General features: G+C 72.0%; 16 protein-coding genes and 1 pseudogene. 4 read left to right on the forward strand and 13 right to left on the reverse strand.

The window, feature by feature from the left end:
* The 10 genes and pseudogenes from ACPOLA_RS18595 to ACPOLA_RS18640 all read right to left on the reverse strand — a co-directional run.
* A pseudogene (locus ACPOLA_RS18595) lies at positions 1–222 on the reverse strand (lytic transglycosylase domain-containing protein); the annotation flags it as partial.
* Positions 223–482: 260 nt separating this feature from the next.
* On the reverse strand, positions 483–1,853 hold the full coding sequence (phoH2, locus tag ACPOLA_RS18600) for an RNA 5'-3' helicase PhoH2 (RefSeq protein ID WP_435772000.1): 1,371 nt from the start codon (positions 1,851–1,853) through the stop codon (positions 483–485).
* 327 nt (positions 1,854–2,180) lie between these two features.
* Positions 2,181–2,843, reverse strand: coding sequence for a tRNA (guanosine(46)-N7)-methyltransferase TrmB (gene trmB, locus ACPOLA_RS18605; protein ID WP_435772001.1), 663 nt, complete (start codon positions 2,841–2,843; stop codon positions 2,181–2,183).
* Between the two features lie 56 nt (positions 2,844–2,899).
* The gene (locus ACPOLA_RS18610; protein WP_435772002.1) at positions 2,900–3,241 is read right to left on the reverse strand and encodes a hypothetical protein; all 342 of its coding nucleotides are present in this window, start codon (positions 3,239–3,241) and stop codon (positions 2,900–2,902) included.
* A 110-nt stretch (positions 3,242–3,351) separates the two neighbouring features.
* The gene (gene tuf / locus ACPOLA_RS18615; protein ID WP_435772003.1) at positions 3,352–4,545 is read right to left on the reverse strand and encodes an elongation factor Tu; all 1,194 of its coding nucleotides are present in this window, start codon (positions 4,543–4,545) and stop codon (positions 3,352–3,354) included.
* Positions 4,546–4,661: 116 nt separating this feature from the next.
* A complete protein-coding gene (fusA, locus tag ACPOLA_RS18620) occupies positions 4,662–6,776 on the reverse strand; it encodes an elongation factor G (RefSeq protein ID WP_435772004.1) in 2,115 nt (704 codons plus the stop codon).
* Between the two features lie 106 nt (positions 6,777–6,882).
* A complete protein-coding gene (gene rpsG, locus ACPOLA_RS18625) occupies positions 6,883–7,353 on the reverse strand; it encodes a 30S ribosomal protein S7 (RefSeq protein ID WP_435772005.1) in 471 nt (156 codons plus the stop codon).
* A 1-nt stretch (position 7,354) separates the two neighbouring features.
* Positions 7,355–7,729, reverse strand: a complete 375-nt coding sequence (gene rpsL, locus ACPOLA_RS18630; RefSeq protein WP_028654597.1) for a 30S ribosomal protein S12 — start codon at positions 7,727–7,729, stop codon at positions 7,355–7,357.
* A gap of 218 nt (positions 7,730–7,947) precedes the next feature.
* Positions 7,948–9,411: an NCS2 family permease gene (locus ACPOLA_RS18635; protein WP_435772006.1), complete on the reverse strand. Its 1,464-nt coding sequence runs from the start codon at positions 9,409–9,411 to the stop codon at positions 7,948–7,950.
* Complete coding sequence (locus ACPOLA_RS18640; protein WP_435772014.1) at positions 9,408–10,685, reverse strand: MFS transporter; 1,278 nt, start codon at positions 10,683–10,685, stop codon at positions 9,408–9,410. The genes ACPOLA_RS18635 and ACPOLA_RS18640 overlap by 4 nt, the downstream gene beginning before the upstream one ends.
* A gap of 70 nt (positions 10,686–10,755) precedes the next feature.
* On the opposite strand from ACPOLA_RS18640, the gene ACPOLA_RS18645 reads away from it, so the two are divergent.
* Together ACPOLA_RS18645 and ACPOLA_RS18650 are read left to right on the forward strand one after the other, a co-directional pair.
* Positions 10,756–11,067, forward strand: a complete 312-nt coding sequence (locus ACPOLA_RS18645; RefSeq protein WP_435772007.1) for a hypothetical protein — start codon at positions 10,756–10,758, stop codon at positions 11,065–11,067.
* The gene (locus ACPOLA_RS18650) at positions 11,060–11,680 is read left to right on the forward strand and encodes a class I SAM-dependent methyltransferase (protein ID WP_435772008.1); all 621 of its coding nucleotides are present in this window, start codon (positions 11,060–11,062) and stop codon (positions 11,678–11,680) included. Before ACPOLA_RS18645 ends, ACPOLA_RS18650 begins: the two co-directional genes overlap by 8 nt.
* An 85-nt stretch (positions 11,681–11,765) precedes the next feature.
* On the opposite strand, the gene ACPOLA_RS18655 is transcribed toward ACPOLA_RS18650, so the two are convergent.
* Positions 11,766–12,542: a DUF3027 domain-containing protein gene (locus ACPOLA_RS18655; RefSeq protein WP_435772009.1), complete on the reverse strand. Its 777-nt coding sequence runs from the start codon at positions 12,540–12,542 to the stop codon at positions 11,766–11,768.
* A 104-nt stretch (positions 12,543–12,646) separates the two neighbouring features.
* On the opposite strand from ACPOLA_RS18655, the gene ACPOLA_RS18660 reads away from it, so the two are divergent.
* Complete coding sequence (locus ACPOLA_RS18660) at positions 12,647–14,197, forward strand: MFS transporter (RefSeq protein WP_435772010.1); 1,551 nt, start codon at positions 12,647–12,649, stop codon at positions 14,195–14,197.
* Between the two features lie 28 nt (positions 14,198–14,225).
* Here ACPOLA_RS18660 and ACPOLA_RS18665 read toward each other — a convergent pair whose 3' ends face one another.
* Positions 14,226–14,621 carry a cold-shock protein gene (locus ACPOLA_RS18665; RefSeq protein WP_435772011.1) on the reverse strand — a complete coding sequence of 132 codons (396 nt, stop codon included), beginning with the start codon at positions 14,619–14,621 and terminating at the stop codon, positions 14,226–14,228.
* 188 nt (positions 14,622–14,809) lie between these two features.
* Between ACPOLA_RS18665 and ACPOLA_RS18670 the strand changes: the two genes are divergently transcribed.
* Positions 14,810–15,424 (forward strand): GNAT family N-acetyltransferase, encoded by a 615-nt coding sequence (locus ACPOLA_RS18670; RefSeq protein WP_435772012.1) that lies wholly within the window; start codon positions 14,810–14,812, stop codon positions 15,422–15,424.
* Between the two features lie 20 nt (positions 15,425–15,444).
* On the opposite strand, the gene ACPOLA_RS18675 is transcribed toward ACPOLA_RS18670, so the two are convergent.
* Positions 15,445–15,883 (reverse strand): FHA domain-containing protein (locus ACPOLA_RS18675; protein ID WP_435772013.1); only part of this gene is annotated, 439 nt, incomplete at its 5' end.

Below are 15,883 nucleotides of genomic sequence, written 5' to 3' on the forward strand. Positions count from 1 at the left end.
GTCGCCGCTCCCCGCGGCGCGCGCGGCGTCGAGGCCGGCCGTCGGCGCCTGCGCGGGGGCGCCCTGACCGGCCACGCCGGCGGCGACCGAGACGCCGGTCACGGCCAGGGCCACGGACGACAGCACCACCACGTTGCGGGCCGCCTTGCGGGGCGTCTCCTTGAGGTGGGCGTGCTTGGGGGTCCCTCGGTGCTTCGGTGCGGGCTTCGCGTGCTTCGACAAGAGAGCTCGTTCTCAAGACTCGACGGCTTGGTCCGATCGCCGCTGGGGGGTCGGGCCCCGACATCGTCGTCCGGGCCCGGCGACCACCGGACACCTTGCCTCAGGCGCCGGGCAGGTGCAAACCGAACCGCCCACTTTCCCCAGGTTGTGGGACAGCCGACGGCCTCGACGTCACACCCGCACCAGGGGTCACAGGAGGTGCCGCCGGCGTCGTACGGCCCGCCCCGGACACAGACCGCACGACACACGCGGCTGCGCGGTCAGACGACGGCGTTCTCGAGCATCTCGGTGACCAGCGCGGCGATCGGCGAGCGCTCCGAGCGGGTGAGCGTGACGTGGGCGAAGAGCGGGTGGCCCTTCAGCTTCTCCACGACCGCGACCACGCCGTCGTGGCGGCCGACCCGGAGGTTGTCGCGCTGGGCGACGTCGTGGGTCAGCACCACCTTGGAGTTCGCGCCGATCCGGGACAGCACCGTCAGCAGCACGTTGCGCTCCAGCGACTGCGCCTCGTCCACGATGACGTAGGAGTCGTGCAGCGAGCGGCCCCGGATGTGGGTCAGCGGGAGCACCTCGAGCATGCCTCGGTCGAGGATCTCGTCGATCACGTCGCGCGAGGTCAGCGCACCGAGGGTGTCGAAGACCGCCTGCGCCCAGGGCGACATCTTCTCCGACTCCGAGCCGGGCAGGTAGCCCAGCTCCTGCCCGCCGACGGCGTACAGCGGCCGGAAGACGACGACCTTCTTGTGCTGCTGTCGCTCCATCACCGCCTCGAGCCCGGCGCACAGTGCCAACGCCGACTTGCCCGTGCCCGCACGGCCGCCGAGCGACACGATCCCCACGTCGGGGTCGAGCAGCAGCTCCAGCGCCACCCGCTGCTCGGCGCTGCGGCCGTGGATGCCGAACGCCTCGCGGTCGCCCCGCACCAGGTGCACCTGCTTGTCCGGACCGACCCGGCCGAGCGCCGTGCCGCGCTCGGAGAGCAGGACCAGACCCGCGTGGCAGGGCAGGTCGCGGGCCTCCGCGAGGTCGAGACTGCCGTCGTCGTACAGCTCGTCGACGTCGGCGGCCGCCACCTCCAGCTCGGCCATGCCGGAGTACCCGGTGTCGGAGTCGCTGATCGCCTCACCGCGGTACTCCTCGGCGGCGAGGCCGACCGCGGACGCCTTGATCCGCATCGGCAGGTCCTTGGAGACCAGGGTGACGTCGTGGCCCTCGTTGGCCAGGTTGCGGGCGACCGCGAGGATCCGCGAGTCGTTGTCCCAGCCCTGGCCCTGGGGCCGGAAGCCGGACGGCAGGGCGGCCGCATCGGTGTGGTTGAGCTCGACCCGCACCGTGCCGCCCTCCTCCCCGACCGGCACGGCGGTGTCGAGGCGACCGTGGCTGACCCGGAGCTCGTCGAGCATCCGCAGCGCACTGCGTGCGAAGTAGCCGAGCTCGGGGTGGTGCCGCTTGCCCTCCAGCTCGGTGATCACCACCACCGGCAGGACCACCTCGTGCTCGGCGAACCGGCGCAGCGCACCGGGGTCGGCCAGCAGCACGCTGGTGTCGAGGACGAACGTGCGCCGCTGGCCGGGCGACCCGGAGGCGGGCGGCAGCGGTGCGAACTGTGCTCCATCGTGACGAGATCCCACGACTCACCTCACCGGACCGCGCGCGCACCCGGCGCCCGGCCCCTGTCCCTGGTAGCTGGACCGGGTGACGGCCGGCGAGCGGGTGCCCGTCGAGCCAGCCCGAGCGCCGGGGTGCCGGCGCCCCCTCCCCGGGCGGCCGCGGCAGGGTCGTCCCCACCCCGGCTCCGGGCGATGAAGTCGTGACCAGTCACGAACGGGCCTCCCGATGTGGCGGGCTTCCCCACCCGCCATTGCTGGGAAAGTACGCCCCGCGAACCACCGTTTCGGGCGACACGCCCGAACCTGTGGGTGAACTCCTCGTTGCGGCTCGGCCCGCGACCGGGCCGGTCAGCGCCGGCGGTAGGCCAGGTCGGTGATCGCGCGGCCCGCGGCGAGACCCTTGCGCTCGAACTTGGTCACCGGCCGCTCCGACCAGCGCTCCACGACGCCGCCCTCCAACAGCGGCTCGGCGTCGAGCACCTCGGCCATCTGCTCGGCGTAGTGCGCCCAGTCGGTCGCCAGCCGCCAGGTGCCGCCGGGCACCAGCCGCGAGGCGAGGAGGCGGGCGTTGTCGGCGTTCACCAGCCGGCGCTTGTGGTGGCGGGTCTTGTGCCAGGGGTCGGGGAAGAACGTCCAGAGCTCGCTGACGCTCGCCTCGGCGAACCGGTGCGCCAGCGTCCACACCGCGTCGACGCTGCAGAAGCGGACGTTGGTCGCGCCCGCCTCGGCGACGCGGCCGAGGCTCTCGGCGACTCCCGGTCGCCAGACCTCCAGCGCCAGCACGTCGTACGACGGCCGCCGGGCGGCCAGCGCCGCTGTCGCCTCCCCGACGCCGCCGCCGATCTCGACGATCATCGGCGCCTCCCTGCCGAACCAGTCCGCCCAGGTGAACGCCGGGTCGTCCACCGCCTCGTCGGGGATCACCCAGGCGGCGGCGTGGGCGTCCCAGGCGGCCTGCTGGCGGGGCGTGAACCGGCTGCCGCGACGGGAGTAGCTGAGCACCTCGCGCACCCGCCGACCGTCCTCGGTCAGCCTGTGGTGGGGCCGTGCGGGTGGGACGCCGTCGCTCATGCGGACCCGGCGGCCGCCACCGCGACCACCACGAGGAGGGCGAGCAGCGAGAGCCCGAGCAGGGCGGACCCGACGATGCCGAGGATCCAGCCGATCGTGACCATCTGGTGGCCGCCGACCTGGCCGTCGGACGCGGCGATCTCGCGGCGCACCCGACCGCCCATCACCCAGGCGAACGGGGCGACGAGCTGGCAGACGGCGAAGCTGAGGATGCCGAGGATCAGCACCGTGGTCGCCTTGGGGTGGTCCGGCGGCGGACCGATCACCTGCCCCCGCGCGCCGTACGGCCGGTAGGGCTGCGGGTCGTACGGGTTGGATCCGGGGGGCTGCTCGCTCACGGCTCGATCCTCCCATGCCGCCGACGCCGCAGAAGCGAGGAGCCCCCACGCCCGAAGGCGTGGGGGCTCCCGTGTCGAGGCTCAGGCGCTGGCGGCCCGGCCTCGGGGGATCACTTGGTGATCTTGGTGACCCGGCCGGCGCCGACGGTGCGGCCACCCTCGCGGATCGCGAACTTCAGGCCCTCCTCCATCGCGATCGGCTGGATCAGCTCGACCGCCATGTCGGTGTTGTCGCCCGGCATGACCATCTCGGTGCCCTCGGGGAGGGTCACGACGCCGGTCACGTCGGTGGTCCGGAAGTAGAACTGCGGACGGTAGTTGTTGAAGAACGGCGTGTGACGGCCACCCTCCTCCTTCGAGAGGATGTAGACCGAGGCCTCGAAGTTGGTGTGCGGGGTGGTGGTGCCGGGCTTCACGACGACCATGCCGCGCTCGACGTCCTCGCGCTTGGTGCCGCGGAGGAGCAGACCGACGTTCTCACCGGCCTGGCCCTCGTCGAGGAGCTTGCGGAACATCTCGACGCCGGTCACGACGGTCTTCTGCGAGCCCTCGCGGATGCCGATGATCTCGACCTCCTCGTTGACCTTGACGATGCCGCGCTCGATGCGACCGGTGATGACGGTGCCACGACCGGTGATCGTGAAGACGTCCTCGACGGGCATGAGGAACGGCTTGTCGACCTCGCGCTCCGGCTGCGGGATGTACTCGTCCACGGCGTTCATGAGCTCGAGGACGGACTCGCCCCACTTCTCGTCGCCCTGCAGCGCCGGGAAGGCCGCCACGCGGACGACCGGGACGTCGTCACCCGGGAACTCGTACTCGGAGAGGAGCTCGCGCACCTCCATCTCGACGAGCTCGATGAGCTCCTCGTCGTCGACCATGTCGCACTTGTTGAGCGCGACCACCAGCGCCGGCACGCCGACCTGGCGGGCGAGCAGCACGTGCTCGCGGGTCTGCGGCATCGGGCCGTCGGTCGCGGCGACCACCAGGATCGCGCCGTCCATCTGCGCGGCACCGGTGATCATGTTCTTGATGTAGTCCGCGTGACCGGGGCAGTCGACGTGCGCGTAGTGGCGCTTCTCGGTCTGGTACTCGATGTGAGCGATCGAGATCGTGATGCCGCGCTGGCGCTCCTCGGGAGCCTTGTCGATCGTGTCGAACGGCGACGCCTCGTTGAGGTCCGGGTACTTGTCGTGCAGCACCTTCGAGATCGCTGCGGTCAGCGTCGTCTTGCCGTGGTCGATGTGACCGATCGTGCCGATGTTCACGTGCGGCTTGGTCCGCTCGAACTTCGCCTTAGCCACTGGGGGCTCCTCCTGGTGTGGTTGTTACTGACTCGTATTGGAAAGGTGGTGCGCCGAGGGTCTGCGTCGAGTCCCGGATGTCCCGGGGGCCCACGGGGGCGGAGCCCCCGTGCGTACTACTCGCCGCGAGCCTTCTTGATGATCTCGTCGGCGATGTTCGTGGGAACCTCGGCGTACGAGTCGAACTCCATCGCGTACGACGCCTGGCCCGAGGTCTTGGACCTCAGGTCGCCAACGTACCCGAACATCTCGGACAGCGGCACAAGGGCGCTGACGACGATGTCGCCGTGCCGCTCCTCCTGCGCGCGGATCTGGCCGCGACGGCTGTTGATGTCGCCGATGACCGTGCCGAGGAAGCTCTCCGGCGTGGTCACCTCCACGGCGAACATCGGCTCGAGCAGGACCGGGCGTGCCTGGCGCGCGGCCTCCTTGAAGGCCTGCAGACCGGCGATCTTGAACGCGAGCTCCGAGGAGTCGACGTCGTGGTAGGCGCCGTCCTCGAGGGTGTACTTGACGTCGACCATCGGGTAGCCGGCGAGCACGCCGAACTCCATGGCCTCCTGGCCGCCCTGGTCGACCGACGGGATGTACTCCCGCGGCACACGGCCGCCGGTCACGTTGTTGACGAACTCGTACCCCGCACCGAGACCGGTCTCGGGGTCCTTGTTCGGCTCCAGCGAGACGACGACCTTCGCGAACTGGCCCGAGCCACCCGTCTGCTTCTTGTGGGTGTAGGAGTGGTTGTTGACCGACCCGCGGATGGTCTCGCGGTAGGCGACCTGCGGCTTGCCGACGGTGGCCTCGACCTTGAACTCGCGCTTCATCCGGTCGACGAGGATCTCCAGGTGGAGCTCGCCCATGCCCGCGATGATGGTCTGGCCGGTCTCCTCGTCGGTCTTGACGACGAAGGTCGGGTCCTCCTCGGAGAGGCGCTGGATCGCCGTACCGAGCTTCTCCTGGTCGCCCTTGGTCTTCGGCTCGATGGCGACCTCGATCACCGGCGCCGGGAAGGTCATCGACTCCAGCACGACCTGGTTGCTCGGGTCGGACAGGGTGTGCCCGGTGCGGGTGTCCTTGAGGCCCATCACGGCCACGATCTGGCCGGCGCCGACCGACGCGATCTCCTCACGCTTGTTGGCGTGCATCTGGTAGACCTTGCCGATCCGCTCCTTCTTGCCGTTCACCGAGTTGACCACGGTGGAGCCGGCCTCGAGCTTGCCGGAGTAGACCCGGACGTAGATCAGCTTGCCGAGGTGCGGGTCGGAGGCGATCTTGTAGGCGAGGCCGGAGAACGGCTCGCTGTCGGACGGCTTCCGGCTGATCTTCTTCTCCTCGTCGCGCGGGTCGTGGCCGACGATGGCCTCGATGTCCAGCGGCGAGGGGAGGTAGTCGACGACCGCGTCGAGCAGCGGCTGCACGCCCTTGTTCTTGAACGCCGTCCCGCACAGCACCGGGTTGACCTTGTCGGCCAGGGTCGCGCGACGGATGGCGGCCTTGAGGGTGTCGACGTCGAACACGTCGCCGTCCTCGAGGTAGGTCTCCATGATGTCGTCGTCGGCCTCGGCGAGGGTCTCGACGAGCTTCTCGCGGTACTCGGCGGCCTTCTCGGCCATCTCGGCCGGGATCTCCTCGACCTCGTAGTCCTCGCCCATCTTGGTCTCGCCGCGCCAGGTGAGGGCGCGCATGCCGACCAGGTCGACCACGCCGAGGAAGTCGGACTCGGCGCCGATCGGGAGCTGGAGGACCAGCGGGGTGGAGTTGAGGCGCTCGACCATCATGTCGACGCAGCGGAAGAAGTCGGCGCCGGTGCGGTCGAGCTTGTTGACGAAGCACATCCGGGGCACGGAGTACTTGTTGGCCTGGCGCCACACCGTCATCGTCTGCGGCTCGACGCCGGCGACACCGTCGAACACCGCGACGGCGCCGTCGAGGACGCGCAGCGAGCGCTCGACCTCGGCCGTGAAGTCCACGTGGCCGGGGGTGTCGATGATGTTGATCTGGTGCTTCTTCCACCAGCAGGTCGTCGCGGCCGACGTGATGGTGATGCCGCGCTCCTGCTCCTGCTCCATCCAGTCCATCGTGGCCGCGCCCTCGTGGACCTCACCGATCTTGTAGGTGATACCGGTGTAGAAGAGGATGCGCTCGGTGGTGGTGGTCTTGCCGGCGTCGATGTGCGCCATGATGCCGATGTTGCGGACGACGTTCAGGTCCGTCGTGATGTCGACTGCCACGTGAGTCAGCGTTCCTTAGGTAGTGAAGTCAGTGAGGGTCGTGCCACGTGCGGCACGGTGGGGTGCGTCGTCGTACACCGGCGGTGACCACGACGCACCCGACACGTCACCAGCGGTAGTGGGCGAAGGCCTTGTTGGACTCGGCCATCTTGTGGGTGTCCTCGCGCTTCTTCACCGCGGCGCCGAGGCCGTTGGCTGCGTCGAGGATCTCGTTCTGCAGGCGCTCGGCCATGGTCTTCTCGCGGCGGTCGGCGGCGTAGCCGACGAGCCAGCGCAGGGCGAGCGTGGTGCCGCGACCGCCCTTGACCTCGATCGGGACCTGGTAGGTCGCGCCACCGACGCGGCGGGACTTGACCTCGATCGCCGGGCGCACGTTGTCGAGCGCACGCTTGAGGGTGATCACCGGGTCGGTGCCGGTCTTCTCGCGGGTGCCCTCCAGCGCGCTGTAGACGATCCGCTGTGCGACCTGCTTCTTGCCGTCCTTGAGCACCTTCGAGACCAGCTGGCTGACCAGCTGCGAGCCGTAGACCGGGTCGACGTCGATGGGGCGCTTCGGAGCGGGGCCCTTGCGCGGCATGTCAGCTCTTCTCCTTCTTGGCGCCGTAGCGGCTGCGAGCCTGCTTGCGGTTCTTCACGGCCTGAGTGTCCAGGGCGCCGCGGATGACCTTGTAGCGGACACCGGGGAGGTCCTTCACCCGGCCGCCGCGGACGAGCACGATCGAGTGCTCCTGGAGGTTGTGACCCTCACCCGGGATGTAGGCGGTGACCTCGACGCCGCTGGAGAGGCGCACGCGGGCGACCTTGCGCAGGGCGGAGTTCGGCTTCTTCGGGGTGGTCGTGTAGACGCGGGTGCACACACCGCGACGCTGGGGAGATCCCTTCAGGGCAGGCGTCTTGTTCTTCGACACCTTGTCCTGGCGGCCCTTGCGGACCAACTGCTGAATAGTGGGCACCTGGGTGGTTCCCTTTCGGTCTGCTCATCACGGCCCGGCGCCTTGCCGGGCTCGGGGTGTTGCGGTGAAACTGACGTGCCGTGGTGTGCTGCCCGGGCCGCGGGACCGGCCCGAGGGGCGGCTGCGTCTGAGGGCATGCGCAACGTGCCGGGCGGACCCAGACACGAGGATCGAGATTACCGGCCGCCCATACCACGGTCAAAATCGCAACCGTGCGCTCAGGTGAGCCAGCGGGTGATCGGGTCGATGGCGAAGTAGACGACGAAGAGCCCGGCCACGACCCACAGCAGCGGGTGCACCTGCGCGGCCTTGCCGCGCACCAGCTTCAGGAAGGCGTAGCTGACGAAGCCCGCCCCGATGCCGACCGTGATCGAGTAGGTGAACGGCATCAGCACGATCGTGAGGAAGGCCGGGATGGCGATCTCCACGTCGCTCCAGGTGATCCCGGTGATCTGCTGCATCATCAGGAAGCCGACCAGCACCAGGGCCGGCACCGCGGCCTCCGACGGGATCATCGCCACCAGCGGGGCGAGGAAGATCGTCACCAGGAAGAGCAGGCCGGTGACGACCGAGGCCAGGCCGGTCCGGGCTCCCTCACCCACCCCCGACGCCGACTCGATGTAGGAGGTGTTGGACGAGACGCCGGCGGCGCCACCGGCGGCGGCGGCGATCGAGTCGACCACCAGGATCCGCTCGGTGTGGGGCGGCATCCCCCGCTCGTCCAGCAGGCCGGCCTCAGCACCGATGGCCGTCATCGTGCCCATGGTGTCGAAGAAGTCGGCCAGGAGCAGCGAGAAGATCAGGAGCAGGACGGTGACCACGCCGGCGCTCTCCCAGGAGCCCAGCAGGTTGAACTCGCCCAGCGTGCCGAAGTCGGGCGCGCGGAAGAGGTCGTCCGGCCACGCCGGGACCGTCAGCGCCCAGCCGCTCGCGTTGGTGTCCTTGCCACCGACGTCCGCGACCGCCTCGATGACCACGGCGACGACGGTCATCACCAGGATCGAGACCAGGATCGCGCCCGGGACCCGGCGCGCCCAGAGCGCGAGCATGAGCAGCAGGCCGACCACGAACACCAGGACCGGCCATCCGCTCAGGTTGCCGTCGCCGCCCAGCTGCACCGGCACGCTGGTGCCGGCGATGTCCGGGACCCGGGTCACGACGCCGGCGTCGACGAAGCCGATCAGGGCGATGAACAGGCCGATCCCGACCGAGATCGCGACCTTCAGCTGGGTCGGGACCGCGTGGAAGACCGCGGAGCGGAACCCGGTCAGCACGAGGACCAGGATGACCAGCCCCTCGATCACCACGAGCCCCATGGCGTCGGCCCAGGTCATCTGGCTCGCGATGGCGAACGCGACGAACGCGTTGAGGCCCAGCCCGGTGGCCAGCGCCAGCGGATAGTTGGCGACGACGCCCATCAGGATGGTCAGCACCCCGGCGACGAGCGACGTGCCGGCAGCGATCGCCGCCAGGCCGCCGCCCGGCACCGAGCCGCCCGCGAGGAACTGGCCCTCCGCGTCCGCGGCGTAGCCGAGGATCAGCGGGTTGAGCACCACGATGTAGGCCATCGTGAAGAAGGTGACGACGCCGCCGCGCACCTCGCGGCCCACGGTCGAACCTCGTTCGCTGATCCGGAAGTAGCGGTCGATCCCCGAGGCCGAGGAGGTCTGCACAGAGCTCACGACGGAAGCATGGCAGGCTGCCCGGTCGCCCTGGCATCCCGGGTGTCTCGCGTCGCGAGACCGAGCAGTACGGCGAGCGCGACGCCCGCGAGCACCAGGCCCCCGCCGACGACCAGCGTCCAGCGCGCACCGAGCTGCTCGCCGATCCAGCCGATGAACGGCGCACCGAGCGGGGTCCCGCCCATCACGATCGTCATGTAGATGGCCATCACCCGGCCCCGCATGGCCGGGTCGGACTCCGTCTGCAGGAGGGCGTTGGCCGAGTTGAGGATGGTGATCACCGAGAACCCGAGCAGCGGGCACAGCAGCACGAACGTCAGGTAGCCCGGCGCCAGCCCGGCCGCGATCTCGACCACGCCGAACGCGACCGCGGCCCCGAGCACCAGCCGCAGCCGCACGCGGGAGCGGCCTGCGGCCACCAGCGCCCCGGTGAGCGAGCCGATCGCGAGCACCGACCCGAGCACGCCGTACTCCTCGGCGCCCTTGCCGAAGACCTCGGTGGCCATCAGCGCCGAGGTGATCTGGAAGTTCATGCCGAAGGTGCCGACGAAGAAGACCAGGACCAGGATCGTCAGCATCTTCGGCTGGCTGCGGACGTAGGCCAGCCCGGCACGCAGCATGCCCGGCGTGCGGGCGACCGGCTTGGGCGAGTGGAGCGCGCGCTGGTCCATGCGGTGGAGCTGGAGGATCACGGCCAGGTAGGAGACCGCGTTGACCAGGATCACCCAGCCGGTCGCCTCCATGCCGCCCCCGCCGAGCCCGATCAGCACGCCGGCGAGGCCCGGCCCGATCAGGCGGGCGGAGTTGAACGCCGCCGAGTTGAGGCTGACGGCGTTGGCCACGTCGTCGGTGCCGACGAGCTCGGAGACGAAGGCCTGCCTGGCGGGGCCGTCGAAGGCCGCGCCGATGCCGAAGACGAAGGCGAGCAGGTAGACGTGCCAGGTCTGCGCCGACCCGGTCGCGGCGATCACGCCGAGGACGAGCGCGGCCAGCGCCATCACCGTCTGGGTGACCATCAGCATCCGGCGCTTGGAGAACCGGTCGGCGACCACGCCGGCGTACGGCGAGAGGAGCAGGACCGGGAGGAACTGGAGACCGGTGGTGATGCCGAGCGCCGCGCCGCCGTTGCCGGGGATGGTCAGCACCAGCCAGTCCTGGGCGACGCGCTGCATCCAGGTGCCGATGTTGGAGACGAGGCTGCCGGCGAGGTAGAGGCGGTAGTTGGGGTGGGCGAGGGACCGGAAGCGGGGACTCGTGGGGGCTCCTTCCGTCAGGCGGGCGAGGTGTCGTGGACTTAACTCCTTGTCGGCGTCAACTATTCCGACGGGGCCTTAGGATCGGCACGTGGAGCTCCGCGACGAACAGCCGACGCAGCATGAGATCGGCAACCGGACCTACCTGATCGCTCCGGTCGAGCCGCTCGACGTCGACGGCGTCCGCACCGTCCAGGTGGGCACCGGCCTGTTCCTGCTGGCCTTCCTCGCGCTGCTGCCGTTCTACGGCCGGCTCCAGGAGGACGGGCGGACGTGGCTGCTCTGGATGTGCCTCACCGGCGTGGGACTGGGTCTGCTGGGCGTGGAGTACTGCCGGCGCCGGCGCCGGTTCCGCGTCGAGCGCGAGCTGGAGGCCGGGGCCGAGCCGGACGGCGATGCCTGAGCTGCCGCCGACCCGCTGGGCGCTGGCCGGCGCCAGGACCGCCGGCTACGGCGAGCGGTTCGCCGAGCTGCTCGAGCAGGGCGAGGACGTCGTCGGCGAGGCGCGCCTGGCCGACGCGATGGTGCCGCGCGGCGCCCGGATCCTCGACGCCGGCTCGGGCATGGGCCGGATCGGCGCGCACCTGCAGGCCTGTGGCCACCGGGTGGTCGCGGCCGAGCCCGATCCGCGCCTGGTGGAGCAGAGCCGGCGGACGTTCCCGGAGCTGCCGGTCCTCCCCCACGAGATCCTGGCCCTGACCCCCGACGTGCTGGCCGAGGCCGGCGTCGAGCCCGGGTTCGACCTCGTGGTCTGTGTCGGCAACGTGCTGGCGTACGTCGCCGAGGGGACCGAGGTCGCCGTACTGCGCCGGATGCGGGAGCTGCTGGCCCCCGGCGGACGGGTGCTGGTCGGCTTCCACCTCCGCGGCGGTCCGTCCTCGGCCCGCAGCTACCCGCCCGACGAGTTCGTCGCCGACGCCGCGGCCGCCGGCCTGCGCGTCGACCACCGCTTCGGCGGCTACGACCTCCGCCCGGTCGACGACGAGTACGCCGTGTGGATCCTCTCGTCCGCCTGAGACCGGTCGGATCCCGCTCCCTGGCCCGTCGGGTTCCAGGCCGTGGCCCGTCGAGTCCCGCGGCCTCGGAGTCGGAGCGGGTGGGTCAGAGGGGGTCGAGGTCGTCGAGGGACATGGTGTCGACGACGGGCGGGGCGGGGGGCACCGGCTGCTGGCGCTTGCTGAGCCGCACCTCGGAGTGGGCGCCGCAGCCGTGGTCGTAGGAGACGACCCGGCCGTCGTCGTTGGCGTCGCCGTTGGCGCAGACGCCGAAGAGCGTGGAGAGCGGTCCGTTGAGCCGGACCAGGAAGCCGCAGGACCAGCACTGGTCGGGCGCGGACTTGGCGACCGGGGCGTCCGGGCCGTGGCCGCCGTCGTACCACCGCTCGGCCGCGAGGTCGCGGCCCTCCGGGGAGAGGGTGCGCACGCGGCCGAGACCGAGGTCCTTGGCCACCGCACGGACCTGTGCCTTCTCGTCCTGGTCGAGCGGGTCGTCGCCGAAGGAGTACGTCGGCACCAGCCGGGGGTCGTCGTCGGCGACCGGGAGCAGGTCGCCGGGCGAGAGGTCCCCCGGGCGGATGCGCTCGCGGTAGGGCACCCAGGCCGGCGCCACGATCGCGTCCGGACCCGGCAGCAGCACGACCTCGACGACGGTGACCTTCCGCTGCCGCGAGGCGCGGGTCAGGGTGACCGCCCACTGCCAGCCGCGATAGCCCTTGCGGGTGCAGGCGAAGAGGTGGGTGACGACGCGCAGCCCGTCGACCTGGTGGCCGAGGTGGTCGCCGACGTCGGCGGCGTCGACCTCCTCGAGCAGCGCGGCACGCGCCTCGTCGACCGCGGCGGCGGTGACGGCGTCGGTCAGCTTGCGCTCCAGCGTGGACACGACGCACAGCATCCCTCATCGCGCCGTCCCCCGTCACGCCGGGGGCGCCCGCCGGGGGCGTGCCGGGGAGGCGTGGCGTCGGGGCCAGCAGGCAAGATAGGGCCGTGAGCACGCACGGTTCGGAACCCCGCCCCCCGTCGGGCGCCCCGGGCCCGGACCGACCGCACTACCCGCCGCCCCCGCCGGCGCCCCCGCCGGCGCCACCGCCTCCGGCGGCCGACGGTGGCGACGACGGCGCCCCCCAGGCCACCGAGGCCGCAGGCTCGACGACCGCGGCCGGCGGCAGCTCGACACGCGCGGTCGGCGCCAGCATCGGCACCGGCGTCAAGGCGACGGCCCGGGGGCTGCGGGGCGTGGCGCAGGTGACCGGACGGGCCGGCCGGGCGACGGTCCGTCAGACGCGCCGCGCTGCCGGCGCGCAGGGCGCCGACCGCTCCGGGCTCAACCGGCTCATCGAGCTGCACGCCTGCAACGCCGCCGGCGACGCGGCCGTCGCGATCGCCCTCGCCGGCACCATCTTCTTCGCCGGCGCCACCAGCGACGCCCGGGGCCAGGTCGCCCTGTTCCTCGGCCTGACGATGCTGCCGTTCGCGATCGTGGCGCCCCTGATCGGGCCGTTCCTCGACCGGTTCAGCCACGGCCGCCGCTGGGCCATCGGCGCCACCTTCGCCATCCGCGGCTTCCTGTGCTGGGTGCTGGCCGACGCGATCGCCGACGAGTCGATCTGGTTCTACCCCGCCGCCCTCGGGGTCCTCGTCTCCTCCAAGGCGTACGGCGTCACCCGGGCGGCCGCCGTGCCGCGGCTGGCCCCCGCCGAGATCACCCTGGTCAAGGCGAACGGCCGGGTGTCGCTCGCCGGCACCGTCGGCGCGGCCGTGTCGGCGCCGCTGGCCGGCGCGGCGGCGTACTTCGGCGCCGAGTGGGCGCTGCGCTACGCGTTCCTGGTGTTCGTGCTCGGCACGATCGCCGCCATCCTGCTGCCCGCGAAGGTCGACTCCACCGAGGGCGAGCAGGAGGTCGGCGACGTCACCACGAGCACCCGCCGGCGCGGCACCGGGGTGCCGCCGAAGGTGGCGTTCGCCCTGCGCGCCAACTGCGGGCCGCGCTGGCTCTCGGGCTTCCTGACCATGTACATGGCGTTCCTCCTCCGCGCCGAGCCGATCGAGGGGTGGGAGGACCGGACCACCCTGCTGATCGGTCTCGTGATCGGCGGCGCCGGCCTCGGCAACACCCTCGGCATCGTGCTCGCCTCGCTGGCGAAGAAGATCAACCCCGCCATCACCGTGGTCGTGGCGCTGGTGGCCGACATCGCGATCGTGGTGCTCGCGGCCGTCTTCTACAGCGTGCTGGTGCTGGTCGCGCTCGGCCTGACCGCCGGCCTGATGCAGTACCTCGCCAAGGTCTCGCTCGACTCCACGATCCAGGAGGGCGTGCCCGCGCGCTCCCACGCGAGCGCCTTCGCCCGCGGCGACACCACGCTGCAGCTGGCGTGGGTGGTCGGCGGCTTCGTCGGCATCGCGATGCCGTGGATCCCCCAGCTGGGCCTCGGCGTCGCCGCGGTGGTGCTCGCCGCCTGGGCAGTGTTCGTGCTCGGCACGCGACGGCCGGGCCGGCCGGCGACGGCCGAGGCGCCCGTCGCCGTCGCGGGCGCCTGAGGGACCGGCCGCGCGCCGGTCCGGGCCGTCAGAGCTCCAGCTCGTCGGCGAGGGCGCGCAGCAGCTTCGCCACCGGCTGGGCCGTACGACGCTCCGGGTGCCGACCGTGGCGGTAGGCCTCGCCCACGCCGTCGAGCAGCCGGATCAGGTCCTCGACGATCGGGACCATCTCCTCGGGCTTCTTGCGCCGCGCCTGCTGCTTGGCCTTCGCCACCGACGGCGGTGCGTCGAGCACCCGCACCTGCAGCGCCTGGTCGCCGCGGCGGCCCTGGGCGATCCCGAACTCCACCCGGGTGCCGGGCTTGAGCGTGGCGACGCCCTCGGGCAGCGCGTCGGCGCGCACGTAGACGTCCGGCCCGTCGGGCTGGGACAGGAAGCCGAAGCCCTTCTCCGCGTCGTACCACTTCACCTTGCCAGTCGGCACGGGCTCGACCTTCCTCGCTGGTCCGCAGGACTCGCGCCCCGGCGGGCACGACGGCACATCGTAGGACATCGGCGGCGACCGGATCGACGCACTTCCCGCGGACCCGGACGCGGCGATGCCCCGCGTCGTACGCTCGCCGGCATGCCGCCAGCCAGCGCTCCGCCGCCCGCCCCGTCGGGCGACGCGCCGTGAGCGAGCCGCCCGCGCCCACGGCGCCGGTCCCGCCCACCCTGCCGCCGCCGCCGCTGCCCGTCCGCACCGAACGGCTGCTGCTGCGCACCGTGCTGCCCACCGACCGCGACGACATCGGTCGCTACTGCAGCGACCCGGCGGTCACCCGCTACCTGCCCTTCCCCGCCCTCGACGCCGACGGGCTCGCCGCCCGCCTCGAGCGCCTCGTCGCCGGCACCGCGCCGTCGCTGCCCGACGAGCTGCTCGCCCTGGCCGTCGAGGAGGACGGCGTGGTCGTCGGCGACCTGATGCTGCGGTTCACCGCGCGCCACGGTGCCGGCGACCCGCCGTCGATCGCCGAGCTGGGCTGGGTCTTCTCCCCCGAGCACGGCGGCCGGGGCCTGGCCACCGAGGCCGCGCGGGCGCTGGTCGACCTGGCCTTCGGCCACTACCCGCTGCACCGGCTGATGGCGCGGCTGGACCCCCGCAACGTGGCGTCCGCGCGGCTCTGCGAGCGGCTCGGGATGCGCCACGAGGCCCTCACCCGCGAGGACTTCGCCGACCGGGACGGGACGTGGAGCGACACGGCCGTCTACGGCCTGCTGCGCCGGGAGTGGACGCCCGCCCGCTGAGGCGGCTCGACCTCGGGCTCTCAGGCGTCGCGCAGCACGCGCATGCTGCGGTCGCCGAACTGCACCAGGTCGCCCTCGACGAGCGTCGTCGGGCGGCCGGGCGTCAGCGGGCGGGCGTGCCCGCGGCGGACGACGAAGGACCCGTTGGTCGAGCCGCGGTCCATCACGACCAGCGCGCCGTCGGGGGCGACCTGGAACTGCGCGTGGGTCTTCGACAGCGACATGTCGCCGGACCGCAGGGGTACGACGTGCCGGACCGGCTCGCCTGAGCGCGGCTCGGGGCGGCGCCCGACGATCGCGAGACCCTCGACGACGAACTCCTCGCCGGTGTCGAAGGCGACGCGCCAGCGGGGGGCCGCCTGCGCCGGTTGCGCCACGGACGCGGCGTGCGTCGACCCGGGGGCGGGCGGGGGCGTCGCGGCGCGCACCCGGGTGGGCGCGGCCGCCGCTCGGGTCCCG

It is taken from the genome of Nocardioides proteolyticus (assembly GCF_051280635.3).
Lineage (GTDB): Bacteria > Actinomycetota > Actinomycetes > Propionibacteriales > Nocardioidaceae > Nocardioides.